Annotated in this window: 23 protein-coding genes; 11 read left to right on the top strand and 12 right to left on the bottom strand. The window is 68.9% G+C overall.

What is annotated here, in order from left to right; translation table 11 throughout:
• Positions 1 to 55: 55 nt before the first annotated feature.
• Positions 56 to 307, top strand: coding sequence for a DUF4212 domain-containing protein (locus tag ACXJKM_RS19130; RefSeq protein WP_056199696.1), 252 nt, complete (start codon positions 56 to 58; stop codon positions 305 to 307).
• On the opposite strand, the gene ACXJKM_RS19125 is transcribed toward ACXJKM_RS19130, so the two are convergent.
• Positions 288 to 1,076, bottom strand: a complete 789-nt coding sequence (locus ACXJKM_RS19125; protein ID WP_457354373.1) for a substrate-binding periplasmic protein — start codon at positions 1,074 to 1,076, stop codon at positions 288 to 290. The genes ACXJKM_RS19130 and ACXJKM_RS19125 overlap by 20 nt on opposite strands.
• On the bottom strand, positions 1,073 to 1,993 hold the full coding sequence (locus ACXJKM_RS19120; RefSeq protein WP_457354371.1) for an alpha/beta fold hydrolase: 921 nt from the start codon (positions 1,991 to 1,993) through the stop codon (positions 1,073 to 1,075). Before ACXJKM_RS19120 ends, ACXJKM_RS19125 begins: the two co-directional genes overlap by 4 nt.
• A gap of 15 nt (positions 1,994 to 2,008) precedes the next feature.
• Here ACXJKM_RS19120 and ACXJKM_RS19115 point away from each other — a divergent pair, with 15 nt between their 5' ends.
• Together ACXJKM_RS19115 and ACXJKM_RS19110 are read left to right on the top strand one after the other, a co-directional pair.
• Positions 2,009 to 2,548 carry an N-acetyltransferase family protein gene (locus ACXJKM_RS19115; RefSeq protein ID WP_457354369.1) on the top strand — a complete coding sequence of 180 codons (540 nt, stop codon included), beginning with the start codon at positions 2,009 to 2,011 and terminating at the stop codon, positions 2,546 to 2,548.
• Positions 2,549 to 2,641: 93 nt separating this feature from the next.
• Positions 2,642 to 4,417 carry an acyl-CoA synthetase gene (locus tag ACXJKM_RS19110; RefSeq protein WP_457354367.1) on the top strand — a complete coding sequence of 592 codons (1,776 nt, stop codon included), beginning with the start codon at positions 2,642 to 2,644 and terminating at the stop codon, positions 4,415 to 4,417.
• 20 nt (positions 4,418 to 4,437) lie between these two features.
• Here ACXJKM_RS19110 and ACXJKM_RS19105 read toward each other — a convergent pair whose 3' ends face one another.
• From ACXJKM_RS19105 to ACXJKM_RS19095, 3 genes are all read right to left on the bottom strand, one after another.
• Positions 4,438 to 5,553 (bottom strand): ABC transporter substrate-binding protein, encoded by a 1,116-nt coding sequence (locus ACXJKM_RS19105; RefSeq protein WP_457354365.1) that lies wholly within the window; start codon positions 5,551 to 5,553, stop codon positions 4,438 to 4,440.
• Positions 5,554 to 5,828: 275 nt separating this feature from the next.
• On the bottom strand, positions 5,829 to 6,461 hold the full coding sequence (locus ACXJKM_RS19100) for a LysE family translocator (RefSeq protein WP_457354363.1): 633 nt from the start codon (positions 6,459 to 6,461) through the stop codon (positions 5,829 to 5,831).
• Between the two features lie 31 nt (positions 6,462 to 6,492).
• The gene (locus ACXJKM_RS19095) at positions 6,493 to 6,663 is read right to left on the bottom strand and encodes a hypothetical protein (RefSeq protein WP_157281674.1); all 171 of its coding nucleotides are present in this window, start codon (positions 6,661 to 6,663) and stop codon (positions 6,493 to 6,495) included.
• A gap of 237 nt (positions 6,664 to 6,900) precedes the next feature.
• Here ACXJKM_RS19095 and ACXJKM_RS19090 point away from each other — a divergent pair, with 237 nt between their 5' ends.
• Positions 6,901 to 7,266, top strand: coding sequence for a GyrI-like domain-containing protein (locus ACXJKM_RS19090; protein ID WP_457354361.1), 366 nt, complete (start codon positions 6,901 to 6,903; stop codon positions 7,264 to 7,266).
• Here ACXJKM_RS19090 and ACXJKM_RS19085 read toward each other — a convergent pair.
• The 4 genes from ACXJKM_RS19085 to ACXJKM_RS19070 are packed head-to-tail and all read right to left on the bottom strand — an operon-like array spanning position 7,251 to position 9,420.
• Positions 7,251 to 7,907, bottom strand: a complete 657-nt coding sequence (locus tag ACXJKM_RS19085) for a hypothetical protein (RefSeq protein WP_457354359.1) — start codon at positions 7,905 to 7,907, stop codon at positions 7,251 to 7,253. The genes ACXJKM_RS19090 and ACXJKM_RS19085 overlap by 16 nt on opposite strands.
• A gap of 3 nt (positions 7,908 to 7,910) precedes the next feature.
• On the bottom strand, positions 7,911 to 8,630 hold the full coding sequence (locus ACXJKM_RS19080; RefSeq protein WP_457354357.1) for a hypothetical protein: 720 nt from the start codon (positions 8,628 to 8,630) through the stop codon (positions 7,911 to 7,913).
• 14 nt (positions 8,631 to 8,644) lie between these two features.
• Positions 8,645 to 8,872 (bottom strand): helix-turn-helix domain-containing protein, encoded by a 228-nt coding sequence (locus tag ACXJKM_RS19075; protein WP_056198653.1) that lies wholly within the window; start codon positions 8,870 to 8,872, stop codon positions 8,645 to 8,647.
• Entirely contained in the window at positions 8,872 to 9,420 is a 549-nt protein-coding gene (locus ACXJKM_RS19070; protein ID WP_056198651.1) for a DUF2975 domain-containing protein, read from the bottom strand. Before ACXJKM_RS19070 ends, ACXJKM_RS19075 begins: the two co-directional genes overlap by 1 nt.
• Before the next feature lie 89 nt (positions 9,421 to 9,509).
• Here ACXJKM_RS19070 and ybaK point away from each other — a divergent pair, with 89 nt between their 5' ends.
• The 5 genes from ybaK (at position 9,510) to ACXJKM_RS19045 (ending at position 11,952) form a co-directional block, all read left to right on the top strand.
• Complete coding sequence (gene ybaK / locus ACXJKM_RS19065) at positions 9,510 to 9,998, top strand: Cys-tRNA(Pro) deacylase (protein WP_457354355.1); 489 nt, start codon at positions 9,510 to 9,512, stop codon at positions 9,996 to 9,998.
• A gap of 36 nt (positions 9,999 to 10,034) precedes the next feature.
• Entirely contained in the window at positions 10,035 to 10,508 is a 474-nt protein-coding gene (locus ACXJKM_RS19060) for an MgtC/SapB family protein (protein ID WP_457354353.1), read from the top strand.
• A 77-nt stretch (positions 10,509 to 10,585) separates the two neighbouring features.
• A complete protein-coding gene (locus ACXJKM_RS19055; RefSeq protein WP_082532724.1) occupies positions 10,586 to 10,897 on the top strand; it encodes a hypothetical protein in 312 nt (103 codons plus the stop codon).
• Between the two features lie 30 nt (positions 10,898 to 10,927).
• Positions 10,928 to 11,596 carry a glycerol-3-phosphate 1-O-acyltransferase PlsY gene (gene plsY / locus ACXJKM_RS19050; protein WP_457354351.1) on the top strand — a complete coding sequence of 223 codons (669 nt, stop codon included), beginning with the start codon at positions 10,928 to 10,930 and terminating at the stop codon, positions 11,594 to 11,596.
• Positions 11,593 to 11,952: a RidA family protein gene (locus ACXJKM_RS19045; protein WP_057296087.1), complete on the top strand. Its 360-nt coding sequence runs from the start codon at positions 11,593 to 11,595 to the stop codon at positions 11,950 to 11,952. Before plsY ends, ACXJKM_RS19045 begins: the two co-directional genes overlap by 4 nt.
• A gap of 4 nt (positions 11,953 to 11,956) precedes the next feature.
• Here the strand turns inward: ACXJKM_RS19045 and ACXJKM_RS19040 are convergent, their stop codons facing one another.
• The 3 genes from ACXJKM_RS19040 to ACXJKM_RS19030 are packed head-to-tail and all read right to left on the bottom strand — an operon-like array spanning position 11,957 to position 15,634.
• Positions 11,957 to 13,972 (bottom strand): DEAD/DEAH box helicase, encoded by a 2,016-nt coding sequence (locus tag ACXJKM_RS19040; protein WP_457354349.1) that lies wholly within the window; start codon positions 13,970 to 13,972, stop codon positions 11,957 to 11,959.
• A 47-nt stretch (positions 13,973 to 14,019) separates the two neighbouring features.
• On the bottom strand, positions 14,020 to 15,261 hold the full coding sequence (locus ACXJKM_RS19035) for a M56 family metallopeptidase (protein WP_457354347.1): 1,242 nt from the start codon (positions 15,259 to 15,261) through the stop codon (positions 14,020 to 14,022).
• Positions 15,254 to 15,634, bottom strand: a complete 381-nt coding sequence (locus tag ACXJKM_RS19030; protein WP_056198634.1) for a BlaI/MecI/CopY family transcriptional regulator — start codon at positions 15,632 to 15,634, stop codon at positions 15,254 to 15,256. The genes ACXJKM_RS19035 and ACXJKM_RS19030 overlap by 8 nt, the downstream gene beginning before the upstream one ends.
• 129 nt (positions 15,635 to 15,763) lie before the next feature.
• Here ACXJKM_RS19030 and ppk2 point away from each other — a divergent pair, with 129 nt between their 5' ends.
• Positions 15,764 to 16,669, top strand: a complete 906-nt coding sequence (ppk2, locus tag ACXJKM_RS19025; RefSeq protein WP_082532723.1) for a polyphosphate kinase 2 — start codon at positions 15,764 to 15,766, stop codon at positions 16,667 to 16,669.
• Positions 16,670 to 16,688: 19 nt separating this feature from the next.
• Complete coding sequence (locus ACXJKM_RS19020) at positions 16,689 to 17,033, top strand: glutaredoxin family protein (RefSeq protein ID WP_457354344.1); 345 nt, start codon at positions 16,689 to 16,691, stop codon at positions 17,031 to 17,033.
• Positions 17,034 to 17,281: the final 248 nt, after the last annotated feature.

Below are 17,281 nucleotides of genomic sequence, written 5' to 3'. Positions count from 1 at the left end.
CGGGCGCTTGGTTCTTGGCGAAACGCGGATTTTCTCATGGGTGAGAATGGCCGCCATGACAGCTCCGCTGCGCGACGACTATTGGCGCCGCACCCGCCGCCTGACGGTGTGGTTGCTGCTGGCCTGGGCCATCGTCGGTTTTGCGCCGGTGTTCTTCGCGCGCGAGCTCAGCGTCGAGGTGTTCGGCTGGCCGCTGGCCTTCTGGCTGGCTTCGCAGGGCGCGCTGCTGGGCTTTTGCGCCATCGTCATCGTCTACGCGAGACAGATGGACAAGTTGGAGGCCGAGTTCAGCGAGCCTCGGTCCTGAACAGGCGCCGGGCTTCGGCCTCGCCGACATAACGCGCGTAGAGCTGCTGGATCCAGCCTTCGCGCCTCAGCAGGGTGATCTGGGCCTGCAGCAGCTGAACGTCGTCCTCGGTGACGGTGGTGCGGTTCAGGTAAAGGCCGATGGGTTCGGTGCCGGCCTCCGGCAGGTCGACGACGATGCTCTGCGCCGGCAGTGCGCCATCCCGCTTGAGCTTGGCATGGATCATGTTGGGAATGATGGCTGCCTGGATGCGCCCGGCCGTCAGCTTGGCCGCCAGGTTGTTGAAGTCGGGCGAATACTCGGCCTGTCGCGAGGCCAGCAGCGGTGCGATCCGTTCCTCCAGCACCTCACCTACGCGCACGCCTCGGACGATACCGAGCTTGAGGTCGGGCCGGCCGACAAAGGCCTCCAGCGAGCGCGGCCCGCGCTCCGACGCGACGATCAGATCCAGTTCCGTGAAGGCATAGGGCAGGAAGTGCCCGACCCGGTCGCGGTCGGCGGCGCGCATGGCCGAGGTCAGCACGTCGATGCTGCCGTGCTCGAAGTCCAGCAGCACGCGCGCACGAGGCGCGTAGCGCAGGGTCAGCTTGCAGCCACTGCGCCGGGCCAGCTCGTCCAGCAGATCGGGCACGACGCCTTGGATATGGCCGTCGCGCAGGAAGGCTGAATAGCCGAGGTCGGAGATGCCGACGCTGAGTTCTCGCGAGCAGCTCGCCTGCGCGCCTGCGGCAGCCAGCGCGAGCAGCAACCCGATGGCAGGCTGCCTCATGTCTTCGACAGGAAGGGCTCAAGCACGGCGGCCAACGCTTCGGGTTGGTCGTGGTGCAGCATGTGGCCGGCGTCCTGCAGCACGGCCTTCTCCAGCTGTGGCACCAGGGCCAGGCGGGCCTCGAAGTCTTCGCGCGGGTAGCGAGTGCCCCAGAAGCGCGTCAGCTGGTCGTCGCTGCCCTCGACCCACAGCGTGGGCGCGGCGATGCGCTGCCAGCAGGCCAGCACCTCGGCCTTGCGGTAGAGCATGGGGTTGGCCAGCTTGTGGGCCGGGTCGGCATTGAGCTGGAAGCCCTCGGGAGTTTCACGCGACCAGTGCTGAGCCAGCCAGGCAGCCTTGGTCGCCGGCAGGCGGGGGTTGTTCTTCATCAGCCGCTCGGCCACGTCGGCCAGCGTCGCGTAGGGTCGCAGCGAGGGCGGGTCCTTCAGCTCGTCCAGCCATTTGGCCAGGCGTTCGGGCGCGGCGGCGGACGAGATGTCGGGCATGCCAAAGCCTTCGAGATTGACGAGGCGACGGATGCGCTGCGGACGAACCCCGGCATAACTCATGGCCACATTGCCGCCCATGCTGTGGCCCAGCAGGTCCACCGGCGCGCCCGGGCTCAGCGCATCGAGCAGGGCGTCGAGGTCGCCGAGGTAGTCCGGGAACCAGTAACTGTCGGCACCCGTCGTCGCACTGAGGCCGAAGCCGCGCCAGTCCAGCGCGATGACCTCGCGCTCCTGCTGCAGCGCATCGACGACGAACTGGAAGGACGCGCCGACGTCCATCCAGCCATGCACCATGACCAGGGGCGGGTGGCCCGGCAAGGGCTGGCCCCAGCGCAGGATGTGGTGGCGCAGGCCGCGCAGGCTCAGAAATTCGCTGCGGTGGGCGCGGCGCGGGGAATAGACATCGGGCATATCCGCACTGTAGGACACGGCAGTGCGCTGACAATGGCCACCATGCCCGCACCCCGCCACGACATCCGCGCCGCCGAGCCGCGCGATTTGAAAGCCATCGTCCAGCTCATCGGCGAGCTCGCCGAGTTCGAGAACCTGACCCATCTGCTTGAAGTCACGCCAGAGAAGCTCGAGCCGCATCTGTTTGGCGATGCTCCCGCGGCCGAGTGCCTGGTTGGCATGGTGGACGGTGAGGTGGTCGCCTTTGCGCTGTTCTATACCAACTTCTCGACCTTCCTGGCCAAGCCCGGCCTCTACCTGGAAGATCTGTATGTGCGCCCCGCCCACCGCCGCAGCGGCCTGGGCAAGGCGCTGATCATCGAGCTGGCCCAGACAGCCTGCGAGCGCGGCTATGGCCGTTTCGACTGGACGGTGCTGGACTGGAATGAGGACGCCATCCGCTTCTATGAAGGCCTGGGCGCCGACGTCATGCCGGAGTGGCGCATCTGCCGCCTGACCGGCGATGCGCTGGAGCGCTATGCCGACGGCGACCGGCCGAGCATGTGGTCACCCTCTGCCTGGCTCGGGCTCTGACCTGACCACCCGGTTTCTGCCCCGGGCAATCCATTAGCCCGGGCATTGCCGGGCTGGCTAGCATTCGCCCCCTTGTCCCAACCGGGGTGGCCCATGGCGGAAGACCGATACGAGCAGCTGCACGGCGCCTTTCGCTGGCAGGTGCCCCAGGACTTCAACATCGCCGAGGCCTGCTGCGGCCGCTGGGCGCGCGACACGCCCAACGCCACGGCCATCTATTTCGACAGCGAAAGCGGCTGCCGAGCCCACTACAGCTACGCGCAATTGCAGCGGGCCGCCAACCGGCTGTCCAACGCGCTGCTGGACCAGGGTGTGCGGCGCTGCCATCGGGTGGCCATCGTGCTGCCGCAGCGCTTCGAGACGGCCGTCGCCCACATCGCCATCCAGCAGATTGGCGCGGTCGCCATGCCACTGTCCATGCTTTTCGGCGCCGAGGCGCTGGAGTACCGGCTGCAGGACAGCGGTGCCGTGCTTGCCATTGCCGCCTGCGAAGCCCTGCCGGCCCTGCGCGAGGTCAAGGCGCGCTGCCCGGCGCTGCGCCGCATCCTGGTCGTGGGCGAATGCCCGGTGGATTGCGACGAGCTGCCGTGGATGCAGGCCCTGCAGGCCGAAGAGGCACGCTTCAAGCCGGTGGCCACTCAGGCCGACGACCCGGCCATCCTGATCTACACCAGCGGCACCACCGGCAACCCCAAAGGCGCGCTGATCCCGCAGCGGGCGCTGATTGGCAACCTGACCGGCTTTGTCGCCAGCCAGAACTGGTTCGGCTTCGATCCATTTCCCGATGTCACTGAGACGATCAGGCCCTCTTCCCTGGGGAAGGGGGAGCGGGAGATGGGAGGCGGCAATGAAGGGCCTCGGCCCAGCAAGGGGCTCCAGAAGACGGACGCCGTCTTCTGGAGCCCTGCCGACTGGGCCTGGACCGGCGGCCTGATGGACGCTTTGCTGCCTACGCTCTACTTCGGCCGCCCCATCGTCGCCTGGCAAGGCCGTTTCTCGGCTGCCAAGGCCTTCGAGCTGATGGCGGCCTACGGCGTCACGCATGCCTTCCTGTTCCCGACGGCGCTCAAGGCCATGATGAAGGCCGAGCCTCGCCCGAAGCGCCATGCGCTGAAGCTGCGCGCGCTGATGAGCGCCGGCGAGGCGGTTGGCGACGCGGTGTTCAACTGGTGCCGCGACGCGCTGGGGGTGCCGGTCAACGAGATGTTCGGCCAGACCGAGATGAATTACGTGGTCGGCAACTGCCAGGCCTTGTGGCCGGCCAAACCGGGCAGCATGGGCCGGGCCTATCCGGGCCACCGCGTGGCCGTCATTGATGACGAAGGTCGGGAATGCGCACCGGGCGAAACCGGTGAGGTGGCCGTGAACGCGCGTGACCGCCACGGCGATCCCGACCCCGTCTTCTTCCTCGGCTATTGGAACAACGAGGCAGCGACCAAAGCCAAGTTCACGGGTGACTGGTGCCGCACCGGCGACCTCGCCCGCAGCGACCGGGACGGCACGCTCTGGTACGAAGGCCGGGCGGACGACGTCTTCAAGGCGGCGGGCTATCGCATCGGCCCCGGCGAGATTGAGAACTGCCTGCTCAAGCATGCGGCCGTGGCGAACGCGGCCGTCGTGCCCAAGCCGGATGCCGAGCGCGGCGCGCTGGTGAAGGCCTATGTCGTGCTGGCCGAGGGCCATGCTGGCAGCACCGCGCTGGTGGAGGCCCTGCAGGCCCATGTGAAGGCGCGCCTGGCGCCCTACGAATACCCGAAGGAAATCGAGTTCATCGACGCGCTGCCGATGACGACGACCGGCAAGGTGCAGCGGCGCGTGCTGCGGCTGCGCGAGCAGGAACGGGCCACGGCCGGCACGGCATCGCCGTAGCGCCGCCGGCATCGGTGGGTTCAGTCCTTCAGCGGCGAAATGCCTTGCACCGGCCCGATCAGGCGCTCGAACAGGCTTTTGAGCCGCTCAACCCGTGCACGGTCACGCATGAAGGCGTGGAAGTCCTCGGGGCTGGTGTTGTATTTGTCGATCGACTGGTAGCCGGTCGGCGGCGCGACGTCGTCGCGGATCGGGAACCGCTGCGGGTTCGAGGCCACCGGCAGCGACAGCGTCCAGCTGACGTACAGCTTCGCCGCGGCCGGGTGCTTGGCATCCTTGAAGATCGCGCCGGTCTGCGCCCAGGTCAGGAAGGGATCGCGGGTCGGCAGCACAAAGCGGAGGCTGGACGACTCCATCGGTACGAGGTTGCCCGACGTCCCGGTTGACACCGCGTACTTGCCGGCTTCCACGGCGTCGCGCGGCGTCTGCGTGCCGCGCACCCACTGCACGCCGTTGGCCTGCAGCTTCTCGACGAAACCGATGCCGTACTTCTGGACGATCTTGTCGAACACGTACAGCACCGCGTCGTCGTCGTGCGGGTAGGTGATGATGATCCGGTTCTTGAACTCCGGCTTCAGGAAATCGGCGTAGTCGCGCGGCGCGTTCTCTGCCGTGACCAGGGTCTGGTTGTAGCTGTTCGCGAAGGTCAGCATGAACAGGCCCGTGAAGCGCGCCTGCGGATCCTTGTAGGCCGCCGGGACGTGGTCCCAGCCGGTCGGCTTGTACGGCAGCAGCAAGCCGCGCGCTGCCCAGTCGTCGAAATCATGCAGCGTCTGCAGGTGGGCGACGTCGACCTTCAGGTCCTTGCGCAGCAGTTCCTCCTCGATGCGCGCATCGTGGTACTTGCTGAGGTCGACGACGAGGTTCAGCTTCATGCCGGGAAACTGGCGCTCGAAGGCCGCCTTGATGCCAAAGCCCTGCGTGACCTCGTCGCCGCCGGCATACACCGTCAGCGCGCCGCCTTCCTTCAAGGCGGCCTGGTAAAGGTCTTGCAGCGTGTGGCCGGCGCCGTCGCGCTCCGCGGCGAGGGTGGCGGGAGCCGCCGCAGCCTGGGCCCGTGCCGGCATGGATGCGGCAGGCGCCAATGAAGCGGCCAAGGCCAGCCACGCCAGCTTGCGCGCCAGGGTGATGCTCATTGGTTCATCTCGCGCCTGTCGCCTTGCGAGTCGGCCGCCGGTGGGGTCACTGGCGGCTGGGTTGGCGACCTTCGAGTCGGCGTGGGGGATCGTGCGTGCTTTCATCGGGGCTCCTTGGCGGCGGATGGTCGATGGCGGCACTCTATTGATTCCAAATCAGCCGATAAAGCCGGTTTCGATCAATTGGTTGTCAACCGAATCGATTCAATGAATGCCCCTCAGGGCTTCAAAGTGCGGCGCCGCTGCTGCGCCCGCGAGCGCAAGGACGAGCCGGTTCAGGTGGCGCGGTTGCGCAGCCTCAGCAGGCTCAGGCCCAGCAGCACGAACAGCCCGCCCGAGATGCGGTTGAACAGCCGCAGATGTCGCGCCTCGGTCAGGAAGCGGCGCAGCTGGCGGAACAGGCCGACATAAAAGGCGTGGGACACCAGGGCCAGGGCGGTGAAGGTGATCGTCAGCAGCACGGTCTGCATGACCAGGGACTCGCCAGGCACCAGGAACTGCGGGAACAGCGCCGTGAAGAACAGGATGGCCTTGGGGTTGGTGACGGCCACGCCCAGGCCTTGCAGAAAAAGCTTGCCCGGCGTCGTTGGCTGATGGGTGGAAGCCGACGCATCCAGCCGCAGCGGGGCGCTGCGCCATTGCTTGATGCCGAGGTAGATGAGATAACCCGCGCCGACGATCTTGACGACCAGGAAGGCCGAAGCCGATACCGCCAGCAGCGCGCCCATGCCGGCCGTGGCCGCACCGGACACGACGAAGAGGCCGGCCGCATTGCCCAGCGAACTGAACATCGTGTGGCGCGGCCCGACGGCGACAGAGTTCGAGATCGCGAGCAGCACGCCGGGGCCCGGCGAGAAGCAGGTCAGCAGGGCGACGCCGCAGAACAGCAGCCAGGTCGAGAAGGGCATGGCGGGATCGGGAGATTCAGAGCCGGCCAGTCTAGGGACAAGCGCAAGACCGCGTGCGTTGGTGGTGCAATCGCCAGATCAGCGTCCAGGTCTTGCCGCCGTCGGTGCTGCCTTCCCCGTCCCCATCGAAGCTGTCGGGTTCGATGTCGTAGAAGCGCATGCGCTGGGCCTCGAACTGCTCGCCCGCCGAGTCAGAAATCAAACAGTTCGGCCGGCGCGGCGGCTTGGGCGGGCGAGAGCAGGGCGGCAAACAGGGCAGCGGCGAGGAACTGGCGCATGACAGGTGTGGGCAGTGATGGAGGCACCGGCCTGGGCGTGCAGCGCCGGCAGCGGTGTTGCAGAAATTGCTGCGCGACACCGGTTTGTCGAAAACGATGCCCAGCGTTCGTCGTAGCGTGGGCACCCCCGCGGGCGCCTGTTCGCAACTTCGAGGACCGCCATGCCGCTCCAGATCATTGACCGACCCGCCGTCACCGTCGTGGGCCTGCAGATCCGCACGACGCCGATGTCACCCGATATCCCGGCCCTGTGGCCGCGCTTCGTGGCCCGCATCCCCGAGGTCGCGCAGGCCACCGAGGCCAGGACCACCTACGGCGTCATGCACAACCAGTCCGACGCCGGCTTCGACTACCTCGCCTGCGTTGCCGTCGAGCCGTCGGCCGCCGTGCCGGCGGGCATGACGAAGCTGACGTTGCCAGCCGGGCGCTATGCCTTTTTCAGCTTCCCGCTGTCGGGGCTGGGTGAGGGTTTTGGCGACATCTTCGAGCGCCAGGCGCTGCGCGATGCCGCTCACTTGCACTTGTAGGGCTTGCCGACCATGCCGATCGCCCGCGGGGCGACGCTGCCGTTGAACTGGTCCATGTCGGCAATGCGTGAGCGGAAGATTTCGACGCAGGTGTTGCCGCGGCGCATGACGGTGCGGCGGTCCCCGAGTGCGCCGACAGCCTGGGAGCGGTTCTCGCCGGTGCTTTCCTCGACCCAGGCGCCTGCCCCGCCGGTGGCGTCAGCGATGCGGTCCTCGAACGTCGGCCGCGCCGTGTTGCTGCGCGGGTCGCTCAGCGCCGGGTTGCGTGCGGCGGCTGACGACGCGGCATAGCCGGGCGGCAGAGTCAAGCGCAGCGCCGTGCGTGGCGGCTCGGCCGGTGCCGTGGTGGCAGAAACGGTTTCGGCCGGCGCGGTGGGCGCAGGGATGGCGGCGCCAGGCGCCTCGGTCCTGAAGGGCAGGGGCGCGATGTCGGGAAGCTCGGGCTCCGGCTTGCGCGGCACTGGGGCGATGGACGGCGCAGGCGGCGGCGCCTGCTGCAGGCGTGGCGCCAGCAGGCGCACCGTCGTCACGCGCCGCTCGCCGGGGTGGTGCAGCGGTGGCGGCCGGTGCAGCCACAGCGCGGCCAGCAAGGCCAGGTGCAGCCCGCCAACCAGGCCGCGCGCGATCCAGCGGTGGTTCATGCCTTACAGCTTGACGCTGAGCTTGCTGCTGGCCGGTGGCAACAGCCGGGCCGCGTYGGGCCAGTTCTCCTGGCCGGTCAGCAGCGTGCAGGGGCGGCCTTTCTCGCCGGGCTTGGCTTCTGGGTCGCGCTCGCCCACTGCCTGAGGCAGCGGCAAGCCGAGCAGTTGGCCACTCTCACGCCACTCCAGCTCCCAGGTGGGCGTGGCCGAGCACACGCGCACGGCTTCGATGCGCGGGAACAGCCAGCGCAAGTACCAAGGCAGCAGTTCCTCGCGCAATGTGCGCGCGACGCGCAAGGTCTGGCGCACCTTGGCCATCGTCAGCTGTTCGGGCGGAACGGTCAGCTCGATGGTGCCACGCACGGCCATCTGGCCCTTGGGCGCGTTGGTCGCGAAGTCGGCTGTCCTGGCCTCGGCCTCGGGCAGCAGGGGCAGGTCGAAGCGGCCCTCGCCGTCGACCCGGATCGGGTGGTCGGCCTCGTCGCTTCGCACCACCATGCGTAGCTCAGGCAGAGGCAGTTTGGTCTTCTCGGCGTCGACCTTGAAGTCCATGCGGAACAGCCCCTCGCCGTGCTTGCTCAGCTTGGTCAGCAGCTCGTTGATGCGCGCATAGGGCAGCACGCTCTTGTCGCGCTTGAGGTCGGTCTGGACGGGCGGCAGGACTTCGGTCTGCGCGTGGGCGGCGCAGGCCGCGAGCAGCAGGCAAGGGATCAGAAAGCGCATGGGCAGGAAGCAGGTCAGGGTTCTTCGGGCGGCTCGGGGCCGGGTTCCCAGGCGAGCAGATCGCCCGGCTGGCATTGCAGGGCGTCGCAGATGCGCGCCAGCGTGTCGAAGCGCACGCCGCGCACCTTGCCGCTCTTGAGCAGGGACAGGTTCGCCTCGGTGATGCCCACGCGCTCCGCCAGCTCGCGCGAGCGCATCTTGCGGCGCGCGAGCATGACGTCGAGGGTGACGACGATGGGCATCAGACGAACTCGGCGTTCTCGTCGGCGACTCGCGCGGCTTCGTGCAGCACTTGGGCCAAGGCCAGCAGCAGCAGGCCGAAGAGCAAGGCGAGATAGTGATCACCCGACAGGCCGAACCACAGCTGGCGCTCGCCCTTGGGGTTGCCCCAGGTCAGCGCGAGGATGGCCAGCGTCTGGCCCAGCGGCTGGGCGGCTGCCAGGGCGCACAAGCCCAGGCCGAGGCGGCGCAGATGCTGGGCCGGCCGGCGCGCCAGCAACTCGCCCTGGGCGAAGCAGCCGAACAGCGACCACATCTGCCACAGCGCGAACAGGCTTGCCAGCGTGGGCAGCATGGAGGCTGCAAGGCCCCACAGCCGCGTGCCCATGTCGAGCTGTATGCGACTGAGGTTCCAGGTGCGCGCCGCCACGTCAGCCACCCAATCGGCCTCGGCCCAGAAGATGAAGGGCAGGGTGCCGATGACCACGACGCCGAGCAGGCAGAGCAGCCGCACGACCCAGGCCAGGCGGCGGATGCGCCGTAAACCATCGGCAGAAAAGGAGTCGGGCATGGTGGCCTAGGGCAAACACGGAAAACTTACTGTAAAACAATAATTGCTTGCTGTGATGGAGTAAGTTTTACCTCCCCGAGAATGAAGGGATGAGCAAGAAGATCGCCCATGTCAGCGAAACCCCGGCAACCCAGGCGCTGAAGCGTGCCGGCGTCGCCTTCACCGAGCACGTCTACGACTACGTCGAGCACGGCGGCACGGCCGAGTCGTCCAAGCAGCTGGGCGTCGAGGAGCACGCCGTCGTGAAGACCCTGGTCATGCAGGACGAGAAGGCCGAGCCGCTGATCGTGCTGATGCACGGCGACCGCAYGGTCAGCCTGAAGGAGCTGGCACGGCAGATCCCCTGCAAGAAGGTCGAACCCTGCAAGCCCGAGGTGGCGCAGCGCCACAGCGGCTACCAGGTCGGCGGCACCTCGCCGTTCGGCGTGCGCAAGGCCATGCCGGTGTTTGTCGAGGCTTCGATCCTGGTGTTGCCGAAGATCTGCATCAACGGCGGCCGGCGCGGCTACCTCGTCGGCATCGAGCCAAAGGTCCTGACCGAGCTGCTGGATGCGCGGCCGGTGACCTGCGCGAACTGAACCGGCGCGGGCGCGCGGCTTGCCAGGCAGGCGGCCATGTGGGCCACCGTCCTCCAGACCCTGCAGTCCGAGTTCTCTGATGCGCCCGATGTGGAGCAGGTCACCCGCCTCACGACGCGGCTGCTGCTCGCGGCGCTGCTGGGTGGTGTGCTCGGTTATGAGCGCGAGCAAAAGGGCAAGGCGGCCGGCATCCGCACACACATGCTGGTGGCCATGGGCGCAGCCTTGTTCGTGCTGGTGCCGCAGCTCGGCGGCATGTCCGTGGCGGACATGAGCCGGGTCATCCAGGGCATCGTCACCGGCATCGGCTTCCTCGGCGCCGGGGCCATCATCAAGCACCGCACCGAGGAAGACACCCAGGGCCTGACGACGGCGGCCGGCATCTGGATGACGGCAGCGATCGGCGTGGCCTGCGGCCTGGGCCGGGAGACGACGGCGCTGATCAGCGCGCTGCTGGCCCTGGCGGTTCTTGCGGTGCTGCCGCGGCTGGTCGGCCGGGGCAGGCGCTGAGCGTTCGCGGTCTCGTCCTACGGGATGCCTGGCGGGCGCTCGCGAAACTGCCTTCGATGTCGACGCGAACCTCCGCCATGAACGGTCGCGAGACGCTGGACCTGGCGTACTCCCAGCTGGAGGCCCTGCTGCCCAGGCGTGCCGCGCGCTGCCTGGCTTGGTTGCACAGCCCCCGGGCGGTGTGGGTGCGCATCCCGGCTGGCCTGCTGTGCATCGCCGCGTCGGTGTTCTGGTTTCTGCCCATCATCGGCATCGAATGGTTGCCGCTGGGCTTGCTGTTGCTCGCGGAGGACCTGCCGTTCCTGCGCAAGCCGGTGGGGCGCTTCATCCTGTTCCTGCTGGAGCAGGGGCGGCGGCTGCAGGTCTGGTGGCGGGCCCGGCAGCATTGACACGGCCGGGCTGCACGACAATGCCGCCCCATGCAAACCGTCCTCCCCCTGCTGGCCGCCCTCGTCGGCTACCTTGTCGGCTCGCTGTCCTTTGCCGTCATCGTCAGCCGCGCCATGGGCCTGTCGGACCCGCGCTCCTATGGCTCGGGCAACCCTGGCGCCACCAACGTGCTGCGCTCGGGCAACAAGGCCGCGGCCATCCTGACGCTGGTGTTCGATGCGCTCAAGGGTTATCTCCCCGTGCTGGCCGTGCTGATCTGGGGCCCCAGGTACGGCCTTGGCGAGGGCACGGCGGCGCTGGTGGGCCTGGCAGCCTTCCTTGGCCATCTGTGGCCGGTGTTCTTCAGGTTCCAGGGCGGCAAGGGCGTGGCCACGGCGGCCGGCGTCATCTTCGGGCTCAACCCCCTGCTAGGGGTTGCGACGCTGGCGACCTGGCTCATCATTGCCTGGTTCAGCCGCTATTCGTCCCTGGCCGCCATCGTGTCGGCCGCCTTCGCGCCGATGTATCAGTTGCTCATTTGGGAAGCCGGCCCAGCCGCGCTGGCCCTGATCATCATGGGCTTGCTGCTGGTGTGGCGCCACTCGGCCAACATCAAGAAATTGCTGGCCGGCACCGAGAGCAAGCTCGGGCACAAGGCAGAGAAAGCTGTGCCGGCATCGCATCCCGTCAAATCCACCAAGCACCGGAAGAAAGCATGACCGCCTCCACCCCCGTTGAACGTTTCGACATCGGCGCCCGCCTGTCGGAGATGGCCGTGTACAACGGCGTCGCCTACCTGGCCGGCCAGGTGCCCGAGGACGCCAGCGCCGACGCCACCGGTCAGACGGCCCAGGTGCTGGCCGCCATCGACAAGCTGCTGGAGCGCGCTGGCACCGACAAGAGCCGCATCCTGCGCGCCCAGATCTACTTGGCCGACCGCGCCGACTTCCCCGGCATGAACGCCGCCTGGGACGCCTGGGTGCCCGCCGGCCACACGCCGCCGCGCGCCACCGTCATCGCCGGCCTGGCGCGGCCGGAGTGGAAGGTGGAGATCGTCATCACGGCGGCGGTCTGAAGGGCTATGCCGGCGCGCCCTGTGCGCGCCGGCGCCAGAACTCCGCGTCGATCAGCTGCTCCACCCCGGTGCGTGCATTGATCAGCCAGAACTGACGCCCGTCGGCGCTGATGCGCGCCACCTCGCCCACCTGCCGCCCGGCGGCCACGCGCAGCCCCAGCGCATTGGCGGGAAAGCCCGGCTCGCGCGCCAGTTCCTGCAGAGGCAGGGCGTCCCGGGTGTCGCCGGCCAAGCGCAGCCGCTGCACCAGCGGCGCCAGCAGCGGGCTGGCCGCATCGGCGGGCGACACGAACAGCACCAGCTTGGCCTGCGCCCGGCTCAGCGCGACGTTGAGCAGGCGCTGTGCCTCGTCGCCGTGCAGGAAGGGCTGGGCGCCATCCGCGGGGTCGAACAGCACCACCGGCGCCTCGCTGCCCTGGGCGCGGTGCACGGTGCTGACCCGCAGCGCCTCGGGCAGGCCGCGCGCACGCAGCCGCTGGCGGATCAGCGCCCGTTGCGCACGGAACGGCGTCAGCACGATCAGCTCCTCGGCCTGCCATGAGCCGCTGGCCAGCGCACGCTCCACCAACTCTGCAATGGCTTCGGCCGACTCGCGCCGCACCGGCCCGCGCTCCGCGGCCGACCAGCCGCCATCCGTCTTCAGATGGTGGACATGCACATGCACGTTGGCGCCGATGTCGCCCAAACTGCGTTGGCGAGCAGCCTGCCAGCTGGCCGAAGCCTCGGCGTCTGCCGCCACGCGCAGCGCGCCGTCGTAGAACAGCTGGCTGACCAGCTCGCCGATCGGCGGCGCCATGCGCGACTGTTCGTCCAGCAGCGCGACGGACGGCCCGCGCGGCATCTCCGTAAACGCCGAGCGGCCCAGCCAGCGCCGGGCCAGACGGTCGTCGCTGCGCAGCACGGGCGACAGCTGCTGGGGGTCACCCGCAAACAGCCGGGCGCGGCCCAGCGGCATCAGCACGAGGGCATGCGCCAGGCTCACCTGGCTGGCTTCGTCGAACACCAGCAGGTCGAAGGGCGGTTCGCCATCGGGCTGCAGCTCGCGCAGCGTCTTCAGCGTGAAGGCTGCGCGCGTCGTCGTCATGCTGGCCAGGCGGCAGCGTTGCAGCACCTTCAGCGAAGCGGCGCGCAGCTCGTCGCGCAGTGCGGCGACGCGGTCGGCCCAGGCCTTGAGCGCGAGCGCATCACGGGCTGATGGCCGCTGGCCTTCGGCGCGGGCCAGGCGGGTGATGAGATCGCGGTCCTGCGTCGGGATCAAGTGTTCGCGGCCTTCGTAGGCCGTGGCGGCGAAGCGTGTGCCCAGGCGCTGCACTTCGGCGCGCAGGTGCTCGCGGCGGCCCTTGTGCAGGGCCTTGTCGACGGCCAGCGTGGCCTGGTCCACCGCCTGGTTGGTGGTGGACAGCAGCAGCACGCGAGCGTGCGGGTGGCGGTCCAGGTACTCGGCCAGCAGCACGCCCAGCGTCGTCGTTTTGCCCGTGCCCGGTGGCCCCCACAGGAAACCGCTGCTGTGGCCCGCCAGCGCCAGCGCTGCGCGTTGCGCCGGGCGCAGCCAGCGGAAGGGCTCGCCGGTCAATGCCGTGCCGCCGTGCAGAGGTTGTGGGTTCGACAGGTCGGGCAGGCAGGCCAGCGCCTGTTCGGCCCAGGGCGTGTCCCACCACGCATCGGCCACGGCGTTCAGGAAGCGCGTCGGGTAGAGGCGGAGCAGGTGCCCGGCCGGCGGCGGCGGGCCGCTGGCGTTCTGCAGCACGAGCTGGTCGTCCTCGGCCAGCACGGCCAGCACGCTGGCGCCGCCTTTGCTCGGCGCGCCCCACCACGCAGAGGCGCCGTCCAGGCTGTCGTCCAGCAGCGCCTGCGCCGAGGCCACACCCGGCCGCTGGCCCTCGGCGAACACATAGCCCGGCTCCAGCGTCACCCGCCACAGCACGCCGTCGCGCTCGCTGTGTAGCACCTTGAAGTCGTAGTACTCGGGCGTGGCCGAAAGCTCGGCGTTCAGCGCCGCGCGGAGGTCGGCGAGGCTCATTGCAGGGGGGCGGATTCGGGGAGGCGGCACTGTAGCGGCCTCCTCGCTCAGAAGGTGTTTTTCGGCGGCTGGAAGTTGGCGGGCAAGGCCGTGGGGGTCAGCTCCAGTGCGAACTTTTCGTCCGAGCCGGCGCGGGTCATCTCGATGCGGGCCTTCTGACCCCAGGCCGACATCACGCTGGGGTGGCCGAGTTCCACGCCCGGCTCGCCATGGCTGATCTGAGTCTTGATGAGCGCCGAGTCGCCGGCCTTTTTCGGCCACAGCGTGATCGATAGCGGCTCCTTCACCCAACCTGGCTCGTCGCCGGCCATGGCTTCGAGCCGCAGCATCACACGCTCGCCGTCGCGGCCGATGACGCGTGCCTCGACGGTCGACTTGTCGCCACCCTGGCTGCGCTCCACCTTCAGCTGCAGCTCGATGAAGCCGGCGCCGGCTGCGGGAGGTGGGCTTTCCGCCGCATAGGCCAGAGTGGAGACGGCGGCCACGCCGGCTGCGAGCAGCAGCGCGCGGCGGCGGTTCAGGGGTAGGGGGCGGTTCAGCATCGCGATCCTTTCGACGAGGGGGTGGGAGCTGCCCCAGCGGCTGGCCAGCGGCGCGCCGTGGGGCGTGAGATCGTGGGCGGCGAGCAGGGCTCCCGTGTAGTCGGCCAGCGCGCCGGGCCGGGCCGCCAGCACGGCGGCATCGCAAGCCAGTTCCTGGTCCGCCTGCATACGGCGCGCGGCCCACCAGGCCAGCGGGTTCCACCAATGCAGCGCCGTCAGCGCGCAGGCGAGGAGGTTCCAGAGGTTGTCCAGTCGGTCGCGATGCACCTGCTCGTGGGCCAGGATCAGCTCGCGCTCGGCAGGCGAGAAGCGCTGTTCGAAATCGACGGGCAGCGCGACGCGCGGCCGCAGCAAGCCGACGAGGGCGGGGCTGCTGCCGGCCGGCAGTTGTTGGCCCAGGCGCGTCAGCCGCCATTGCCGCCAGAACTGGGTCGCGGCGAAAAGCGATGCGCCGCCCAGCCACAGCGCCAACCAGGCTGCCGCGTGATCCGGCGGCGGCGCTGGCAGCGCAGGCGCGGCCAGCGTCTGGGCGCTGCCCGTGGCCTGCAGCACCACGCGCAGCGGCTCCTGCGCCGGCCGGGGCAGCAGCAGCGTCAGCAACAGCGCCGGCACCAGCAGCCAGGCCGCGTAGGCGCTGCCTGCGCCCAGGCGCCTCAGCAGCAGCGGCCGCAGCGCGGCGATCAGCATGACGCCTACGCTCAGCAACAGAGCCTGCTGCAGCAACACCACCAGCAGCCGCTCACTCATGCCCCTGCTCCTTCAGCAGCGCCTTCAGCGCCGCGATGTCGTCCGCGTTCAGCTTGCGTTCCGACGCGAACTGCGCCACCAGCGGCGCCAGGCGCCCGCCGAACAGCCGGTCGATCAGCGACAGGCCGGTGTCGGCCACCCAGGCGTCCTCGGGTACGGCAGGCGCGTACAGAAAGCGCCGGCCGTCGCGTTCGGCCGTCACGGCGCCCTTGCTCAGCAGCCGGTTCAGCAGCGTCTTCACGGTGGCAAGCTGCCAGCCTTGCCGGGGCCCGAGCACCGCGGCGATCTCGTCGGCGGCCTGGGGAGCGCGCTGCCAAAGCAGGCGCATGACCTGGGCTTCGGCGTCGCTGATGGGGGTGGGTGGCCTGGTCATTGATTACGAGCGTAAACGATGGCGAATGATTACGTGTGTAAACGATGTCGTCAAGCTCCTTGTCACAGTCGCGCCATATCGCCCGCCTAGGCTCGCGGCCTACAGCCGCCGTTGCGGCCGGGAGCCCTCGTGAGCCACATCGAAGACGAACTGGTGAAGCGCATTCACCGCGACCTGCAGGACGATTTCGACGAGGAACTGGAGCTTGAGCTCGAGGACCGAGAACACGGTGTGATGGCCAGCGACGCGCCGGCCGGTGAAGCCATCGAGCGGCGGCGTTACTTCCGCGAGCTGTTCCGCCTGCAGAGCGAACTGGTCAAGCTGCAGGACTGGGTGCAGCACACGGGCCACAAGGTCGTCATCCTGTTCGAGGGCCGCGACGCGGCGGGCAAGGGGGGCGTCATCAAGCGCATCACGCAGCGGCTGAACCCGCGCGTGTGCCGAGTGGCCGCGCTGCCGGCGCCCAACGACCGCGAGCGCACGCAGTGGTACTTCCAGCGCTATGTGTCGCACCTGCCGGCGGCCGGCGAGATCGTGCTGTTCGACCGCAGTTGGTACAACCGCGCCGGTGTCGAGCGCGTGATGGGCTTCTGCACCGACGAGCAGTACGAGGAGTTCTTCCGCTCGGCGCCCGAGTTCGAGCGCATGCTGCAGCGCTCGGGCATCCAGCTGATCAAGTACTGGTTCTCGATCAGCGACGACGAGCAGCGCGTGCGCTTCCTGGGCCGCATCCACGACCCGCTCAAGCAGTGGAAATTGAGCCCCATGGACCTGGAGTCGCGCCGGCGCTGGGAGGCCTACACCTCGGCCAAGGAGGTGATGCTGGAGCGCACCCACATCCCCGAATCGCCCTGGTGGGTCGTGCCGGCGGATGACAAGAAGCGCGCGCGGCTGAACTGCATCCATCACCTGCTGGGCCAGATGCCCTACCAGGAGGTACCGCACGCCGACATCGATCTGCCCGCGCGCGAACGCCGCGAGGACTACCTGCGCAACCCCGTGCCGGACGACATCATCGTTCCCGAGGTTTATTGAGCCGGTCTAGCATGGGGCCATGAAGTGGCCCCCGCTTTCGCTGCTCGTCGTCGTTGCGCTGACCGCGCTGGCCTCCTGGGCCTGGCGCGGGCATGTTGCAGCGCAGGACGGCGAACTGCTGAAGCAGCGCGCCAAGCCGGGCGATATCCGCATGATCTCGTCCGAGACCTGCCCCTATTGCCTGGCGGCGCGGCGCTGGATGACTCAGGAGGGCGTGCCCTTCAGCGAGTGCTTCATCGAGCGCGATGCCCAGTGCCTGAGCGACTACCAGGCCCTGGGCGCCGTCGGCACGCCGACCCTGGTCGTGCGCGGCCAGCGCGTCATCGGCTTTGACCGGGCACGGCTGAAGGAGATTCTGGAATAGGCCGAGCCGAGTCGGCAGTACTGGCTCAGCAGTACTGGCGACTCGGCTCGACGGTGGTGGGACAGGACGTCATTCGCATGTTCAGACGGCGCCCGGCTCAGCCGCGCTTTGCGGTGGTCTTGGCGGCAGCCAGGGTCTGGCGGGCCAGGGTGGCTTCGCTGTAGCCGACGATCACGACGCGAGGCAGTTGAGCCACTTCACGCTGGGCGTGGCCGGTCACGACGACGCGCGGCAGCTGGGCGATCACT

The organism is Roseateles sp. P5_D6, assembly GCF_054049415.1.
The sequence above is the reverse complement of the archived record's forward strand: the minus strand, read 5'-3'. Positions and strand labels throughout refer to the sequence as shown.

Excerpts from the sequence above, each read along its gene's own strand:
- ACXJKM_RS19075 (WP_056198653.1), bottom strand. The coding sequence starts at position 8,872 with ATGCCCATCGTCGTCACCCTCGACGTCATGCTCGCGCGCCGCAAGATG.
- ACXJKM_RS19020 (WP_457354344.1), top strand. The coding sequence starts at position 16,689 with ATGAAGTGGCCCCCGCTTTCGCTGCTCGTCGTCGTTGCGCTGACCGCG.
- ACXJKM_RS19070 (WP_056198651.1), bottom strand. The coding sequence starts at position 9,420 with ATGCCCGACTCCTTTTCTGCCGATGGTTTACGGCGCATCCGCCGCCTG.
- ACXJKM_RS19130 (WP_056199696.1), top strand. The coding sequence starts at position 56 with ATGACAGCTCCGCTGCGCGACGACTATTGGCGCCGCACCCGCCGCCTG.
- ACXJKM_RS19060 (WP_457354353.1), top strand. The coding sequence starts at position 10,035 with ATGTGGGCCACCGTCCTCCAGACCCTGCAGTCCGAGTTCTCTGATGCG.
- ACXJKM_RS19125 (WP_457354373.1), bottom strand. The coding sequence starts at position 1,076 with ATGAGGCAGCCTGCCATCGGGTTGCTGCTCGCGCTGGCTGCCGCAGGC.
- plsY (WP_457354351.1), top strand. The coding sequence starts at position 10,928 with ATGCAAACCGTCCTCCCCCTGCTGGCCGCCCTCGTCGGCTACCTTGTC.
- ACXJKM_RS19100 (WP_457354363.1), bottom strand. The coding sequence starts at position 6,461 with ATGCCCTTCTCGACCTGGCTGCTGTTCTGCGGCGTCGCCCTGCTGACC.
- ACXJKM_RS19045 (WP_057296087.1), top strand. The coding sequence starts at position 11,593 with ATGACCGCCTCCACCCCCGTTGAACGTTTCGACATCGGCGCCCGCCTG.
- ACXJKM_RS19035 (WP_457354347.1), bottom strand. The coding sequence starts at position 15,261 with ATGAGTGAGCGGCTGCTGGTGGTGTTGCTGCAGCAGGCTCTGTTGCTG.
- ACXJKM_RS19030 (WP_056198634.1), bottom strand. The coding sequence starts at position 15,634 with ATGACCAGGCCACCCACCCCCATCAGCGACGCCGAAGCCCAGGTCATG.
- ACXJKM_RS19055 (WP_082532724.1), top strand. The coding sequence starts at position 10,586 with ATGAACGGTCGCGAGACGCTGGACCTGGCGTACTCCCAGCTGGAGGCC.
- ACXJKM_RS19115 (WP_457354369.1), top strand. The coding sequence starts at position 2,009 with ATGGCCACCATGCCCGCACCCCGCCACGACATCCGCGCCGCCGAGCCG.
- ACXJKM_RS19105 (WP_457354365.1), bottom strand. The coding sequence starts at position 5,553 with ATGAGCATCACCCTGGCGCGCAAGCTGGCGTGGCTGGCCTTGGCCGCT.
- ACXJKM_RS19090 (WP_457354361.1), top strand. The coding sequence starts at position 6,901 with ATGCCGCTCCAGATCATTGACCGACCCGCCGTCACCGTCGTGGGCCTG.
- ACXJKM_RS19040 (WP_457354349.1), bottom strand. The coding sequence starts at position 13,972 with ATGAGCCTCGCCGACCTCCGCGCGGCGCTGAACGCCGAGCTTTCGGCC.
- ACXJKM_RS19110 (WP_457354367.1), top strand. The coding sequence starts at position 2,642 with ATGGCGGAAGACCGATACGAGCAGCTGCACGGCGCCTTTCGCTGGCAG.
- ACXJKM_RS19085 (WP_457354359.1), bottom strand. The coding sequence starts at position 7,907 with ATGAACCACCGCTGGATCGCGCGCGGCCTGGTTGGCGGGCTGCACCTG.